The organism is Sphingobium sp. TomTYG74 (assembly GCF_055393875.1).
Window position 1 is genome coordinate 724,355 of record NZ_AP027342.1, and the last position, 15,047, is coordinate 739,401.

11 protein-coding genes are annotated in these 15,047 nt (G+C 65.2%); 3 read left to right on the plus strand and 8 right to left on the minus strand.

Annotation, left to right across the window (positions count from 1 at the left end):
* Positions 1 to 216: 216 nt before the first annotated feature.
* The 8 genes from ACZ5TB_RS16315 to ACZ5TB_RS16350 all read right to left on the minus strand — a co-directional run bounded on the left by ACZ5TB_RS16315 (position 217) and on the right by ACZ5TB_RS16350 (position 9,379).
* Positions 217 to 1,206, minus strand: a complete 990-nt coding sequence (locus tag ACZ5TB_RS16315) for a ParB/RepB/Spo0J family partition protein (protein ID WP_464792734.1) — start codon at positions 1,204 to 1,206, stop codon at positions 217 to 219.
* 29 nt (positions 1,207 to 1,235) lie between these two features.
* The gene (locus ACZ5TB_RS16320; protein ID WP_464792735.1) at positions 1,236 to 2,402 is read right to left on the minus strand and encodes an EAL domain-containing protein; all 1,167 of its coding nucleotides are present in this window, start codon (positions 2,400 to 2,402) and stop codon (positions 1,236 to 1,238) included.
* Positions 2,403 to 2,500: 98 nt separating this feature from the next.
* Complete coding sequence (locus ACZ5TB_RS16325; protein ID WP_464792736.1) at positions 2,501 to 3,907, minus strand: hypothetical protein; 1,407 nt, start codon at positions 3,905 to 3,907, stop codon at positions 2,501 to 2,503.
* Positions 3,908 to 4,399: 492 nt separating this feature from the next.
* Positions 4,400 to 4,960 carry a 2OG-Fe(II) oxygenase gene (locus ACZ5TB_RS16330; protein ID WP_464792737.1) on the minus strand — a complete coding sequence of 187 codons (561 nt, stop codon included), beginning with the start codon at positions 4,958 to 4,960 and terminating at the stop codon, positions 4,400 to 4,402.
* A gap of 36 nt (positions 4,961 to 4,996) precedes the next feature.
* Positions 4,997 to 6,694, minus strand: coding sequence for a ShlB/FhaC/HecB family hemolysin secretion/activation protein (locus ACZ5TB_RS16335; RefSeq protein WP_464792738.1), 1,698 nt, complete (start codon positions 6,692 to 6,694; stop codon positions 4,997 to 4,999).
* Between the two features lie 144 nt (positions 6,695 to 6,838).
* The gene (locus ACZ5TB_RS16340) at positions 6,839 to 7,582 is read right to left on the minus strand and encodes a metallophosphoesterase family protein (RefSeq protein WP_464780575.1); all 744 of its coding nucleotides are present in this window, start codon (positions 7,580 to 7,582) and stop codon (positions 6,839 to 6,841) included.
* Entirely contained in the window at positions 7,566 to 8,339 is a 774-nt protein-coding gene (locus tag ACZ5TB_RS16345; RefSeq protein ID WP_464780576.1) for a nucleotidyltransferase family protein, read from the minus strand. Before ACZ5TB_RS16345 ends, ACZ5TB_RS16340 begins: the two co-directional genes overlap by 17 nt.
* A gap of 182 nt (positions 8,340 to 8,521) precedes the next feature.
* On the minus strand, positions 8,522 to 9,379 hold the full coding sequence (locus ACZ5TB_RS16350) for a tetratricopeptide repeat protein (RefSeq protein WP_464793268.1): 858 nt from the start codon (positions 9,377 to 9,379) through the stop codon (positions 8,522 to 8,524).
* Between the two features lie 232 nt (positions 9,380 to 9,611).
* On the opposite strand from ACZ5TB_RS16350, the gene ACZ5TB_RS16355 reads away from it, so the two are divergent.
* From ACZ5TB_RS16355 to ACZ5TB_RS16365, 3 genes are all read left to right on the plus strand, one after another.
* Positions 9,612 to 12,125: a cyclic nucleotide-binding domain-containing protein gene (locus ACZ5TB_RS16355; RefSeq protein ID WP_464793269.1), complete on the plus strand. Its 2,514-nt coding sequence runs from the start codon at positions 9,612 to 9,614 to the stop codon at positions 12,123 to 12,125.
* Positions 12,126 to 12,363: 238 nt separating this feature from the next.
* Positions 12,364 to 13,245 (plus strand): hypothetical protein, encoded by an 882-nt coding sequence (locus ACZ5TB_RS16360; RefSeq protein ID WP_464792739.1) that lies wholly within the window; start codon positions 12,364 to 12,366, stop codon positions 13,243 to 13,245.
* 5 nt (positions 13,246 to 13,250) lie between these two features.
* The gene (locus ACZ5TB_RS16365; protein WP_464792740.1) at positions 13,251 to 15,038 is read left to right on the plus strand and encodes a cytochrome c3 family protein; all 1,788 of its coding nucleotides are present in this window, start codon (positions 13,251 to 13,253) and stop codon (positions 15,036 to 15,038) included.
* The last annotated feature ends 9 nt before the right edge of the window (positions 15,039 to 15,047 follow it).

The following is a 15,047-nucleotide window of genomic DNA, read 5'->3' on the forward strand; positions in this document are numbered from 1 at the left end:
TGGCGTAGCAGGGCGGGCCGTTCGCCCATATGAACCATATGGCGATCAGCCCGTCGATGATAACTGATGCCATATAATTTACGCAAAGCCATCCGCCCGCGCAAGTTACTTATCGCCAATAAGCTTGAACCGGCCCTTAATGCTGCGCATTGGAGAAACGGCCGCCCGCCGTCACCCCGACGTGGCGTAGGCGCAAAGTCACGGTGCCGTGGCCGCTTAAGCCATAGCCCGCGCGGCCAATATGGTTTCGCGCAAGGTCGCGAGCAAGGCGTCGAGATCGGCATCGTTGGCGATGCTGACGTCCAGCGTGACGGCCCCCTTGGCGACCCGTGCCCGCCCGATGCGGTCGCCGTCTGAGAGGATCGCGATCTCACCCATATCCCTGGGTCGCCGCGCGGCGGCCTGACGCAGGCGGGACAGGACCGTTGCGGATGGCAGCATCGCCCCGTCACTGGCCGCGCGCGCCTGCTGCTCTGCCGCGATGATCCGCGCTTCGGCGATCAGGTCCGCCCGCTGTTCATGCCTGCGCAGCAGCGGGGTCAGCAATTCGGAATAGCGGACCTTCAGATCCTCCTTCGTGGCGAAGGCCTGGATCACCTCTTCGGGCAGTTGGGCAAGGGCGAGAAGGCGGCTCAGCTGGCTGTTGGACAGGCCCAGCGCTTGCGCCATGCGCGACTGGACGCCGCCATAGAAGCGATCCACGGCCTGCTGATAACTGCGCGCGCGGTCGAGTTCGCAAATGTCGGCCCGTTCCCGATTCTCGATATCCGCGAGACGGAAGGCTTCCTCGTCGGACAGCTCGACCAACAGCGCGTTGAGGCGCAGTTCGGGGCGGCCATTATGATTGAGCCAGTCGATCGCAAAGCGCCGCCTGCTGCCGACCAACAACTGGTAGGGCTGCTCCGACCCGCCGGGGTTCGACCGCACCAGCACGGGAATGCGATTGCCGCCTTCGGCCGCGATGGATTCGATCAGCGACCGGCAGCTGTCGGGATTGAGGCCCGGCTGATCGCGCGAATTGCCGTCCCAGACCACGCATTCGTCCGGCCGGATCAGCATCGGCGCCCGGCTGTCGATCCTGGCCTCGGCAAAGCTGGTGAGCCGATCGTCCAGGCGACCCAGCGCCTCCTGCTCCGCCATGGCCGCGCGTGCAGCTTTGCCATCGCGGGACAGTGTCGCCATCATCTCCCGTATCAGGGCTACCATTCCATCCATCCTCCGTTGCTGGGACTGCACTAGCGCCATGTCCCCTGCCCCGCCCGCTGGACTGCGTCCGTAATGGTGCAAGTGAGGGACGCCGGGAGCCTTCTTTGCGTGTACGCAAAAGCGGGATCAGCGTAGGATGACCCGGCGCCATCGACGATCACGGTCGATGTCATGGTGCGGGCAAGACCCAGAAGATAGGCGACGCAGGACCGGTTGCGTTCCGATGGATAGGCCGTGCGCAGAAACGGGCTGTCCAGCTTTACCATATCGGGGGACAGTGCCATCAGCTGCCCTACCGACGCTCGGCCCGACCCGAAGCGCGATACCGATATCCGGACGCCCAGCGCGCGCAAGGCCCTGACGAAGGCCAGCGCGTCGCGAAACAGGACGATGTCGCTATTATCGCTGATCTCGATCACCAGCCGCCGTGCGATTTGGGGGGCGTGCCTTAGCCGGTCGACCAATTCGCCCCAGCCCGCCCCTTCGCCATGCAGATTTAGCGACAGGCTTTGCGGCGAAAGGGCTACGGACAGGCAGGCGGTCGGGTCGCCCTCCAGTTCGCGCAGCACGTCGCGTACCAGCAATCGGTCGATCAGATGGGCGAGGCCGAGCCGCTCCAGCGCGGTGTAGCTTGTGGCGCAGTCGGTCTTGCCCACTCGCTGCAAGGTCGCTTTATGATATAGGGTAGCGCCTTCATCCTCAGCCTGCGACACGGGGCGCCAGCGGAGGAAGGCCGTGCCGTCCTGCACCTGATGCAAGAGGGCGGCCGCCTCCGCCATGTCCTCGCGGTACTGGGCTGCGGCCTCGCCGGGTCGGATGGCAGCAGCCCCTTGATGAAGGCTGGAGGCGGCGATACGGGCGCGCGCCTCACCTTCCCCGGCGGCGGCATGGCCTGCGGATATGGACAGCAATATATCCCGCCCTTCGTACCGGAATGGTTCGCTGTCGAGTGCCTCGCAGAGCCTTTCGACTAGCCTTCCCATGGGCAGGGACCGCATGAGCGGATAGCGCGCGGTCAGCGTGATCTGGCCTCCCTCCACGCCGCGAAGGTTGATGCGGCCCAGATGCCGCCGCGCCGCATGGATCAGATGATCGACCGCGCCACCGGCGGCATCGGCACCATAGGCCGCTTCGATCGCATGAAAATTATTGAGACTTATAACGAGCAGATGCTCGGCCTGATGGGGTTTCGTCAAAGGCAGATCCATTCAGTGAACCCGGCGCACAAGGAAAGGGACAGGAAGGTTCGAGGAGGCGGCGCGCCTGCCGCCTCCTCTCCCCTCCGTGGGAAGGCTCAGCGACCCAATAAGCCTCCCAACAGGCCGGTAACCGGCGCAATCGGGCTTTGCTCGCCCGTCGGTGGAGCCGAAGCGCCACCGAGCAATCCGGTTACTGGCGCCAGCAGCGATTCCCCGCCGCCACTACCGCCTGCGGGCAGCGCCGGGGCCAGTCCGTTGACGGCATCGAGCACGGGGGAAGCGACGCTGTCGACGGTCGATGTCACCGTGGCGACAACGGGCGCGGTGCCGGTCACGACCTGATTGACCGCAGCGCCCGCCTCGGCTCCCAGCACGCCGCCGACGAGGTTGCCGACCGGCGCGAGCCCGGCCTCCACACCCGCCGTGGTTGTCGGGACCGTCACATCGACGATCGTCCCCTGCGTCAGCACATCGGCGGTCAGCAGCTGACCCTGCGCGGGAGCCGTGGTGGACGGCAACAGGTTGACCCCGGCCAGCGTGCCGCTGGTGGAGGGACCCGTTACCGCCTCACCACCGACATTGGCGCCGATCAGCGGAGCGCCAAGCAGCGCGCCCGGCGCTTCGCCGCCACCGCCGAGCGCACCTGTCAGGCCGCCCGCGACAGTCTCGACCAGACCCGTAACGGGGGCAAGCGCACCATCGCTGCCGACAAGCGGCGCCGTGATAGGCGCGAGCGCGCCGTTCAGCGTGTCGAGCAGTGGCGCCGTCACCTGAGTGGCGGCGGATGTTACCGTTGCCACTACGGGCGCGAGGCCATCGGTCAACTGGGTGACGGTGCCGCCCGCCTGATCGCCCAGCAAGGTTCCGGCGAGCGAACCCACAGGCGCCAGTCCCTGCTGCACGCCCGTGACGGTGGTCGGCAGGGTGGCCTGCACAACGGTGCCATCGCCGTTCAGCAGATCGACCGTGGCAACGGTTCCGGTCGCGCCCCCGGTGGCGGACAGGGCGTTGAGGCCGACCAATGATCCGGAGCCTGTCGGACCCGTGACCGCTTCGCCGCCCAGATTGACCCCGATCAGCGAGCCGCTGGTGGGGCCAGTCGGGCCGCTGGGGCCAGATGGGCCGGTGGGACCTCCGGGTCCAGTAGGACCTCCGGGACCTGTCGGGCCGTTCGGTCCTGTTGGGCCGCCGGGGCCTGTCGGACCACCCGGACCCGTGGGACCGCCGGGACCTGTGGGGCCACCGGGACCTGTCGGCCCGCCTGGGCCTGTGGGACCGCCCGAACCATCCGGGCCGCTCGGACCGGATGGACCACTCGGGCCACTCGGCCCACCGGGGCCGGTTGGGCCGCCGGGACCCGATGGCCCGGAGGGCGTATTGCCGCCTGCCGTGCGGACACTGAAACCCACGCCATCGGAGCAGGCGCCGAGTAGGAAAAGCGGAATCGCCGTGGCGCAAAGCAGCAGACGCCGCCCTGACCGCGCTGGCCCAACCAAAGACATGCTATAACCTCCCTGTTCAATGCGAACATCATCGCAAGGCCACAAGGCTAAGCACGGCATTCCCTTACGGCTTGTTCTAAAATCACCGATTTGGTGAGATTGGGGCGGTGGGGGCGAAGAGGTGTGGGAGGGGATTTGGGAAGCGTGGGATTAGGTACGCAAAGGGCGCGAGGGTGTGATTTTTGGGTGGAAAATGGGGGCGACGATAAGGGAAATGGGCTGGGTGAGGTTTTAAGCGCGCAAAAAGGCGGCTTGGGGATGTTTTTGGGCTTTGTCCATTTTGGTTCGATCTTTCCGATTCAGTCGGCCGTGGGAAGAAACCTGCTCCCTCTCTCCTTTAGGGGTCGATGAGAGGCGCGTGACTCTCATCGAGGTTGGGGAGAGGGGAGCGACGGTCGTGCTTTACAGTCCCCTCTCCCGCCTTCGCTACGCTCGGCACCCTCTCCCCTAAAGGGGAGAGGGAATGTAAAGCCCTTAGCGATACGCCCGACATCACCGCCACCTTGGCCCCTCGACCCAGGTCACCAGGCTCCGCCGCACCCCCACCGTCACCGGCAACACCCGATGTTGCAGGAAGGACGGAAAGATCAGCAGGCTTCCCCGCGCCGCGAATGTCGCGCCGGGTTGCGCCACGCAGAAAAACTCGAACGCGCCGCCTTCATATTCGTCCGGCTCCGACAGTTGGACCACGACCGACAGCTTGCGGTCGAAGGGGCGGCCTGATTCCAGCCACACATCCTGATGCCAGTCATATTTGCCCTGTTGGGTGGCGTGATATTCGGTGAACTGCACTTCGTAAGGCGCGACGATGTCCACGCCGAAGTTGGTCCGGTTGGAAGCGCCGACAAATTGCATCACCCGATCGACGATGTCCTTTTCCCGCAGCGGATCGAACCAGCGGATAATCGAAGACCGATAAGCCTGATTGTCGCGGCTGCTGTCCGCAAAGCCGACCGTCGCCGACTGGTCGGCGTAGGAATCCGCCCGCTTGACGATGGCGTCGCATTCGGCGGCCGTCAGCGCTGACGGCCACACTTCCCACACATTGTTCATGATCTCAGCCTTCCTTTGCGTGCACGCAAAACGGGGTCAGAAGGCGCGCCCGATCCCGAAGAAGAAGCGCGCCCGACGCGAATCCGCGCCGTCGATGCGCTTGATCGGCACGGCTACTTCCGCGCTCGCCCGCCATTTGCTGCCGATGCCGATGCGCACGCCGCCACCAGCCGACGCGAGCGAGACATTCTCGGCGGGCAGGCGGTAATAGGGACGCGCCACCGCATGCGCGACCGCGCCATCGGCATAGGTGAAGAGCGTCGCCTTCTGCAAAACCCCGGATCGCGCAGGCGTCCAGCTTAGTTCAGCGCCGCCTGCAATGGCCTGTTCGGCGGTCCTGATCCCCAACGGGAACGCCATGCCAGCGCCGCTGCCGCCCAGCGAAAAACGCTCCGTCACCGGCAGCCTGTCGCGGGAATATTGCGCCTTCGCATTCAGTTTCAGGGTGACGCGCTTCGACAGGGTGCGCACCGCCACCGCCTGCACATTGACCTTGGTGAAAATCTTCTCCGAAAAGCCGGTGAAGGCCCGCGCGCCCAGTATGCCGACGCCCCGGCTGACGACCGCCGACAGGGCTTGTCCCTGCCGCTGGTCGGAATGCGACCAGGACGCGCCCAGCCGCACCGCCCGCGATTTATAGTCGCCGAATCGGACGTCGAGGAAATAATTGCTGCTGTCGATCCCGTCGATCGAGGCGTTCACGGTCAGGTTCGTCTTGTTCGACCGGACCAGCGCATGGCTGATCGCCACCCCCGCCAGCGTCGCTTCCCCCTCGATCGGCCGGTCACGCACGCGGCTTTCGACATGGGCGATATTGGCCGACAGGGTCGTGCCGTTGCTGCCGATCGGGGTCGAATGGCTCAGCGAATAATATTGATAACGCTCCGGGTAAAAGGGCAGATATCCCGCGATCCGGCTACTGTCCCCTTCGCGCAGTAGCCCATTGGCCGTGACCGACAATTGCGCCTGCACGCCGTCGATCACGTTGCTGACGGCGCTATTGTCGATCAGGATGCCGATCTGCACCTGCTCCCGCTTGACGATCAGGTCCAGGATCAGATCGCCTTCGCCGCCACCCTGCCGCACCCGCGCCTCGACGCTTTGGCCCGGTATGTCACGCAGCAGGCCCAGCGCGCGTTCCAGCGTCGCCTTGCGCAGCGGAGTATCGCGCTTCAGCCGCCGCATCTGCGCTTCGATCAGGCGGGTCGGCATGCTGGGGGAAACGCCCGCCAGCCGATATTCCTTCACCCGTCCTTCGACCACCCGCACGATCAGCTGTCCTCCTGCGGGCACCTGTGCCGGGATGGACACGGAATAGAAGGCGATGTCGCTGCGGGCGTAGGCATCGCTTACCGCCTTCGCCACCGCCTGCAATGTCTCGCGCGTCAATGGCCGTCCGATCAACGGAGCCATCGCCTTGCCCAGCAGCGGCACGGGCAGCGAGCTTCCCATATAATGCGCCCGCGCCAGCCTGACGCTCTCGGCCGAACTGCCCACCGCTCCGACCGCAGGGACGGGCGCGGCGACAGTGACGGAAGGCGCAGGCGCAATTCCCGGTGCAACCCGATCGGCCCTGTCCCGGTCGATCACGGGCGCAGACGCACCCCCTCCCGCCCCGCCGATCTGCGCCGTTGCAGGGGCGGTCATTGTAACGAGCGCCACCGCCGCCACAATCGCCTTCAGCCGATCCAGAACCCTGTCGAAACCCATTTGCCCCATGCCGCCCCGCGCCATGGAAAATGGCGACTGCCAGCATCAGGGCCTAGAGCAATGTCTTTGCGATTTGCCCCCGAAATAGAACCGATTTGGTGCAATTTCGGCCGATTCTCCGTCGGATAAGCGGTAATCGTCACCAGACCGGTGAGATCGCCCCTCCAGTCACAGCGCGATCAGGGCGTAGGGCCGATCGAACCGTTCAGACACGACGAACTGCGCGCAATTATAGACGGGAACGCCACGCGGCGTGCGACCTTCAAAAGCGCCGCGATGGGCGTGGCCATGCACGGCGAAACGGACATTGTCGAACCGGTCGATCGCCTCGGCCAGCCGCGACGAGCCCAGAAATGGATAGATTTCCCGTGGCTCTCCCTCCACCGTGTCCTCCACCGGGGCATAATGCAGCACGGCCACGCAACGGTCTGTGCGCAACGAACGGAGGGCATTTTCCAGCTTCCGCGCTTCGTTGATCGCTTCCTCGACAAAGGTCTTGATGCCCTTTTCCCCGAAGGCGCCGAGTTCGCCCCGGCCGAAACCGCCGACAAAGCCCTTCACCCCGGCAAAGCCGACGCCCTTTATCTCCACCGCCTGGTCGTCCAGCACAGTGACGCCCGCGCCATGCAATATGCGGGCGACTTCTTCGGGCTGGCCGCATTCATAGTCGTGATTGCCAAGCACCGCGACCGTGGGGATCGTACAGGCGCGCAAATCCTCCGCCAATATCTCCGCCTCGCGCGTCTTGCCGAAATTGGTGAGGTCGCCGCACAGCGCCAATATGTCGGCCTTTTCCGATATCTCCTCGAACATCGCGCGGTAACGATGCTCGGACGTGTCGGTGACATGCAGGTCCCCGATCGCGGCGAGGGTCAGACCTTCGTGCCGGGCTGGTTCATTTGTTGCGGTCATGGCTCTCCTCAAGGCCCTTGCCGACCACATCGGCGAAACCCCATTCGGTGATGTCGATCAGATAGTCGCGCGGGGACAGCAGCCGCCCCCGGCATACGCGGATGTTGGGCACCGGCAGCTCCGCTCGCGTTTGCAAGCGGCCCAGCAATTCTTCGAACAGCCAGAGCGGAATGCAATGGCGCTCGGTCGGGTAGATGAAGCGGAAGTTGAGCAGATGGATCAGCAGCAATTCCCAATGCAGCTCCATCGTGTCGAGCAGCCATTGCCAGTTGATCCGCTCATGCTGGCGCAGGATGACATGGACGACATCGGCACCGTCATAGCGATAACGGTCCTGGATGAAGATTTTCGACAGGATGAATTCGGTCGGCGGCGTGATGCGGACGTTGATGCCATAGACCTGCGCATGATCTTCGGCGCGGAACCATTCTTCGGTGACGGGGACGCTGGCCGATGAGATGTTGTAGATCACGTCGAAGAAGTTCTTGTCCTTCCAGACCTTCCCGATCCAGCGTTCGTCCTCAAATTCGACTTCATGGCCGAGATGCTTGAAATAGGCGAGGATGCGCGGCGCGTCTCCGGCCTTGCAGAAGACGTCGAGGTCTTTGGTCGGGCGGACGATGCCGGTGTGACAGCCCAGCGCGTAGGTGCCCGAAAGCATGAAGGGGATGCCGGATTCCACCAGATGTTGGAGGCTTTCGGTGTAGAAGGCCACCGAGTCCGGCGGCGGATCGAAGATCGCGGGGTCTGCTGTCATTTCAGCAAGGCAACGGGTGAAGGGGGGCGAGTGTTCCGCTCCGCCCCCTTAATCCTCCCCGCGCTGAAGGCGGGGGGAGGGGGACCATCCGCAGGATGGTGGAGGGGAATTACGCAGGTCGCGCTCCTTCCCCTCCGTCAGGCCGTTGGCCTGCCACCTCCCCATCTGACGATGGGGAGGATTTATCTGACCCCCGGCACCCCCAGCACCCGAGCCTCTTCCTTCAGCCTGCCCGCCTGTCCCGGATTAGCCTTCCGCGCCGCCTCATACGCCGCCTGTGCCTTGGCCGTTTCACCCAGCGTCATCCGGCTACGCATCAGCATGATCCACCCATCGACATTGCCCGGATTGGCCTTCAGCTTCGCCTCCAGCCCCGACACCATGCCTTCGATCATCGCGTCCTGCTGTCCCTTGGGAAGCTGCGAGGCGGCTTGCATCTGCTCGCGGCTTGGGCCGGGGATCGCCGCCGTCGCGACCGAACCGATCGGCGGATGCGGCGCGACAGGCTTCACCGCCGCCAGCCGCTGCGCAACATCAATCCCGTTAATCTTCCCCACCTGCTCGATCGTCCGCCGCAGGTCCGCTTCCCACGGAGCCCCCGGCGGCGTGTCGGCCAGCAGCGCCAGCCAATCGCGGATCGCGCCCTCATGATCCTTGGCAAGGTCCTTGCGCACCGCCTGGAAATATCGCGCGCGGGGCTCCTTGGGGTCCAGCTTCACCGCCTTGTCGAAGGCCTCCGCCGCTTCCTTGGGCATCGGATCGCGCTCGCTCGCCATCACCACCGCTTCGCCCAGCGACGACCAGAAGGTTGCATTGCCCGGCGCCAGCTTCACCGCACGGCGATAAGCCCGCGCCGCGTCCGCATGGCGCCCGGCGTCAAAATAGGCCCAGCCGAGCATCTGCCAGCCTTCCGCGTCATTGGGGTTGGCGCCTACCCTTTCCTGCAAGCCGCGAATGACGCTTTCCGGGTCGGGTTGCCCCGCCGCTGCGAAGGGCGCAGAAGCCGCGGCCTCCTCCTTCTCCGGCCGGTCACGCCACATATTATAGCCCACCGACACGACCGCCAGCGCCGCCGCCCCGATCAGCGCCACCCGTCCCATGCTCAGCTTCGCCGCCACGTCATCCCCCTCGAAATCACCAACTGCTCTCTAGCGCCGCCCATTCAAATTGATAGAGTGCCCAAAGACTTGATCCGCGCACCATAAATCGGCAGGGGCTAAAGCCGGGGCTGCGGGTGATCTCGCAAGAGGGGGGTATCAAGTGACTGACCGCGTGCGTATCGCGATCGTCGGGTCGGGACCGGCGGGGATGAGCGCGGCCGCGCGCGCGGCGCAGCTCGGCATCCCGCATCTTCTGATCGAAAAGACGGACCATCTGTCCGACACGATTTTCAAATATCAGAAGGGCAAGCATGTGATGGCGACGCCCAGCCAGCTCGTGCTCCGTTCCGATTGCGATTTCGACGCGGGCAAGCGCGAGGCGATCCTTGGCCGCTGGAACGAGCAGGCCGCGAGCCAAGGCCTCAACATCGCCTATAATGCCGAGGTCAAAGCCATCACGGGCACCGGCGATCCCATCCCCGGCAGCATCCAGAAGATCGTCGAACGCAAGCGCGACGGCACGACCGAAACCAAGGAAATCCAGCGCCTAGCCCCGCCCTACCGCCTGACCCTGACCGGCGAGCGCGAAGTCATCGCCGACGCCGTCATCATGGCGATCGGCACGCAGGGCAATCCCAACCTGATGCGCGTCCCCGGCGCGGACCTGCCCCATGTCCAATATCAGCTGGACGACCCCGCCGATTATAATGACGAACATATCTTCGTCGTCGGGACCGGGGACGCGGGCATCGAAAATGCGATGGGCCTCGCCGCCGACGAGGCGCAGGGCAATGTCGTCACCATCCTCAACCGCTCGACCGAATTCGCCAGCGCCAAACCCGCCAACGTCAAGGGACTGATGGCCGCCGCCGAAGCAGGCCGCCTCACCATCATGACCGAATCCACCACGGCGAAGATCGAGCCGGGTTTCATCACCCTCGACAGCCGCGATGGCGAGGTGAAGCTGAAATGCGACCGCATCATCGCCCGCATGGGTTCCGCCCCGCCGCGCGCCTTCGTGGAAAGCTGCGGCGTGGAATTCGCCAGCAACGACCGCCTGGCCTTCCCGAAGCTCTCCCCGGTGTTCGAAAGCACCGCGCCCGGCATCTTCGTGATCGGCGCGCTGGCGGGCTATCCGCTGATCAAGCACTGCATGAACCAGGGCTATGACGTTGTCGAGTTCATCAACGGCAACAACGACCTGAAGCCCGCCGACGAACCCATCCTGGCCGCCAAATTCGCCGCGCTTCCCGAAAAACGCAGCGTGTCCGAATGGCTCGAATATCTGCGCACCAACGTCTCGATCCTGGAAGGGCTTTCCCCCCTCCAGATGCGCGAGTTCATGCTCGACAGCGAGGTCCGCGCCTATCGCGCTGGCGAAGTCATCTTCGAAAAGCACGACCCCGGCTCCTCCCTCTTCGGCATCGCAGGCGGGCAGGCGCTGGTGGAGGTCGCGCCCGACACCAACGTCGCCATCGAAGCGGGCAGCATCTTCGGCGAAGTCGGCCTCATTTCCGGCCGCCGCCGTGGCTCGACGGTACGCGCGGGGACGGACTCGATCATGGTGGAAGTGTCGCGGACGGCGGCGCTGAAGCTCATGTCGTCCAACCCGCCCGCCAAGCGCGCCATCACCCGCATCTCGACCGAGCGCCAGCTGCTCCAGATGTTCGGCTCAGGGCTAACCCCCGCCGATCTCGCCGAAGTCCTCGACAGCGCCGAGATCAAGACCGTCAAGGCGGGCGAAGCCATCCTGACCGAAGGCGACCTCGGCAACGACATTTACGTGATCCGCGTCGGCTCCATGATCGTGGAAAAGAAGATCGGCGGCAAAAACGTCTTCCTCTCCTACCTCCCTGCCGGGTCCTATGTCGGCGAAATGGCCCTGATCGCAGGCGGCCCACGCACCGCCACCGTCAAGGCGACGGTCAAGTCCGAAGTCATCAAGCTCAATGGCGACGCCTTCGCCCGGCTGATGGCCGCCAAGCCCGCCCTCTTCGAACGCGCCCGCCGCGACATGGCCGCGCGGCAGGACGTCAACGCCTTCATCGAAAGCCGCAAGGACAGCTTCTCCACCGTCGTGGACATGTATAGCGAGACGGCAAAATTCCTGGTCGATAACGGCATCGGCGAAGCGACCGACGTCCTCCTCATCGACGAACATCTCTGCGTCGGCTGCGACAATTGCGAAAAGGCGTGCGCCGACAGCCATGAAGGTCTGTCCCGCCTCGATCGCGAAGCCGGGCGCACCTACGCCCATCTTCACGTGCCGACGAGCTGCCGCCATTGCGAGCATCCGCACTGCATGGCCGACTGCCCGCCCAACGCCATCCATCGCGGCCCGGACGGCGAAGTCTTCATCGACGAAACCTGCATCGGCTGCGGCAATTGCCAGCGCAACTGCCCCTATGGCGTGATCCGCATGGACAGCGTCCCGCCCAAGAAGCCGGGCCTCTTGAGCTGGATGTTCTTCGGCGCAGGCCCCGGCCCCGGCGAGCCCTCCAAGAAATGGCGCTACAAAAACACCGAACCCGGCGTCGAAAAGCCCAAAAAAGCCATCAAATGCGATATGTGCTCGGGCATTGACGGCGGCCCAGCCTGCGTCCGCGCCTGCCCCACCGGCGCCGCCATCCGCGTGTCGCCAGAGGATTTCCTGACCGTCGCCCGCCTCGATCGGGAGGCGAATTGAGCATGGGCATCTCTGCCTACATCATTTCCGTCATCCCCCCGCAGTCGGGGATCGATCTCCCAGCTAATGGCAATCCCCTACCTCCGTTCGCCCTGAGCTTGTCGAAGGGCTTCACTTTTCTTCAAGAGAGTAAGGGGCTTCGACATTTAAGCGAGACAGGGGGCTCGCTCAAACAGCCCGAACGGATGAGAGCTAATTTCGATACGATCACGCTCCACACCAAAGCGAACACGCTCTGATGGCCACCCGAGCAACCCCGACCCGCCCGCGCCGCACCAAGGGCGAAACCCTCCACGACGGCTTCCTCCGCCACGCGAACTTCCGCTGGCTGAAGATCGCCACCATCCTCTGCATCCTCACGATCACCAGCTATCTGATGATCGACGTCACGCCCCATCATAACGGCGGCAGCTGGTACGGCTATACGCTCGGCACGATCGGCGTCGGCCTCATCCTCTGGCTCACCCTGCTGGGCCTCCGCAAGCGCGCCATGACGCGCGGCCGCTGGTCGCTAAAGGCATGGACCAGCGCCCATGTCTATCTGGGCCTCAGCCTCATCGTCATCGGCACGCTGCACACCGGCTTCCAGCTTGGCTGGAACGTCCACACCCTCGCCTATGTCCTCATGATGCTGGTCATCCTCTCCGGCCTGTTCGGCATCATCGTCTATGCGACGCTGCCTACCGCGCTCAGCAACAACCGCGCGGAAATGACGCAGGTGCAGATGCTCGAAGCGATCCGCGCCATTGATCGCCAGTTGCACGACGCCGCCCAGCCCCTGCCCCACGAACAGGCGAGCCTAGTCCGCCAGTCCCTCAACGACGATCCCTTCGGCGGCAGCCTCATCGCCCGCCTGTCCGGCCGCTACCCCCGCTGCGCCACCGCCGCCGCGCAGGCCGCCCTGCGCCACTGGACCGGCGACCATCCCGACACAGGCAAGGAACCGCTCGAAAAGATCGATGCCCTCCTCGAACGCAAGCAGGCGATGCTCGCCCGCCTCCGCCGGCACCTGCGATTAAAGGCACTGCTGGAAATCTGGCTCTACATCCATGTTCCGGCCACCTTCGCCCTGCTCGCCGCGCTCACCGCGCACATCGTCAGCGTCTTCTTCTACTGGTGAGCGCAATGAGCTTCACAGTCCGCCAGATCAGCCTGACCGCAGACGGCCGCGAGATCGTCCGCAGCGCGACGCTTGCCAAGCCGCAGCTGTCGCTGGGCCGCGCATCGACCAACGACATCCACCTCCCCGACCTCGCGCTGGAACCCGATCACGCGCGGATCGAGCAGCTCGACGCCCGCACCCTCCGTGTCCGCGCCACCGGCACCCTCGGCTTCGACATCGAAGGCCGCACCACCCGCTCGGCCGACATCGACACGGCCAAGGGCGCGGAACTGCGCTTCGGCGGCCATCGCATCACCGTCAGCAGCGAAGACGGCGCGACAATCCTCTCCATCCGCCGCGTCGATGCCGTCTCCGAAGCCTCGGAGGAAAAGGAGGAGGCCCGCGTCTTCTCTCTCGCTCGCCTCGCCCCGCCCAAGCGCCTGACCGCATGGGGCCTTGTGCTCGCGATCCTCATCGGCTTCCTCGCGGTTCCCATCTACAGCTACGCCACCCGCCCCGCCGACGATACGCGCAACATCTACAGCGTGAAGGGCGACGGCGCCTGGTCCTCCGGCCCTCTGAGCCAGGCCCACCACGCGCTCGAAGGCAAATGCGAGACCTGCCACCAAAAGGCGTTCGTCTCCGTCCGCGATTCAGCCTGCCAGACCTGCCACAAGTCCGTCCACGACCACGCCCCCGCCGCCCGCATCGCGGCGGCGCGCGCGGAACCCGGCATCGGCGGCAAGTTCCTGGCGACTGTCGCCGCCACCTTCGGCAAGCCCCCCGAGGGCGCCTGCGTCGATTGCCATCGCGAACATGAAGGCGCTGGTCCCATGCAGCCCGCGCCCCAGGCCTTCTGCACGGACTGCCACGGCAGCCTGAAGGACCGCCTCAAAGACACGAAACTCGCCAACGCCAGCGACTTCGGCACCGCCCACCCGCAATTCTCGGCGCTTGTCCAATACAACCCCGGCAAGCACCCCAGCTTCACCCGCGCCAGCCTCGACGCGAAACCGATGGATGACAGCGGCCTAAAATTCCCGCACGACGTTCACCTATCGAAAACCGGCGGCGTCGCCCGCATGGCCCGCACGCTGGGAGGCTATGGCGACGCCCTAGCCTGCAAGGACTGTCACAAGCCGACCGCAGACGGCGTCCGCTTCCTGCCCGTCGATATGGAGCGCGACTGCCAATCCTGCCACAGCCTCGCCTTCGAAACGATCGGCGGCACCGTACGCACCCTGCGCCACGGCCAGCCCGAACAGGTGATCGCGGACCTGCGCGCCTATTACCGCTCCACCAGCCCTGCCACCCCGCTCTCCCTCGGCGGCATGGCCCGCCGCCGCCCCGGCGACTATGCGCAGGGCCGCGTCTATCACGCCTATTTCGGCGCAGTCGCCGCCCGCCCCTCCCGCGCCGACGACGCCATCCGCGCCGTCTTCTCGAAAGGCGGAGCCTGCTACGACTGCCACACCGTCACCGGAGGCGGAATCAACTGGCAAGTCACCCCCGTCAACCAGCCGATGCGCTACATGATGAATGGCTGGTTCGACCACAAAGCGCACAGCACCGAAACCTGCGAAAGCTGCCACGCCGCGCCCAAATCCCATGACGCGCGCCAGCTCCTCCTGCCCGGCATCGACAGCTGCCGCACCTGCCACGGCGGCGAAAAGTCCCGCGCGGACGTGCCCTCCGGCTGCGCCATGTGCCACAGCTATCATATCGGCGACGGCGCGCCATGGACGCCCGCCAATCAAACCGTCAGAAGAGATCAGGCCGACAGACCGCGCAAGACAGGCCGCGAGAGTTGAGGGGGGAGC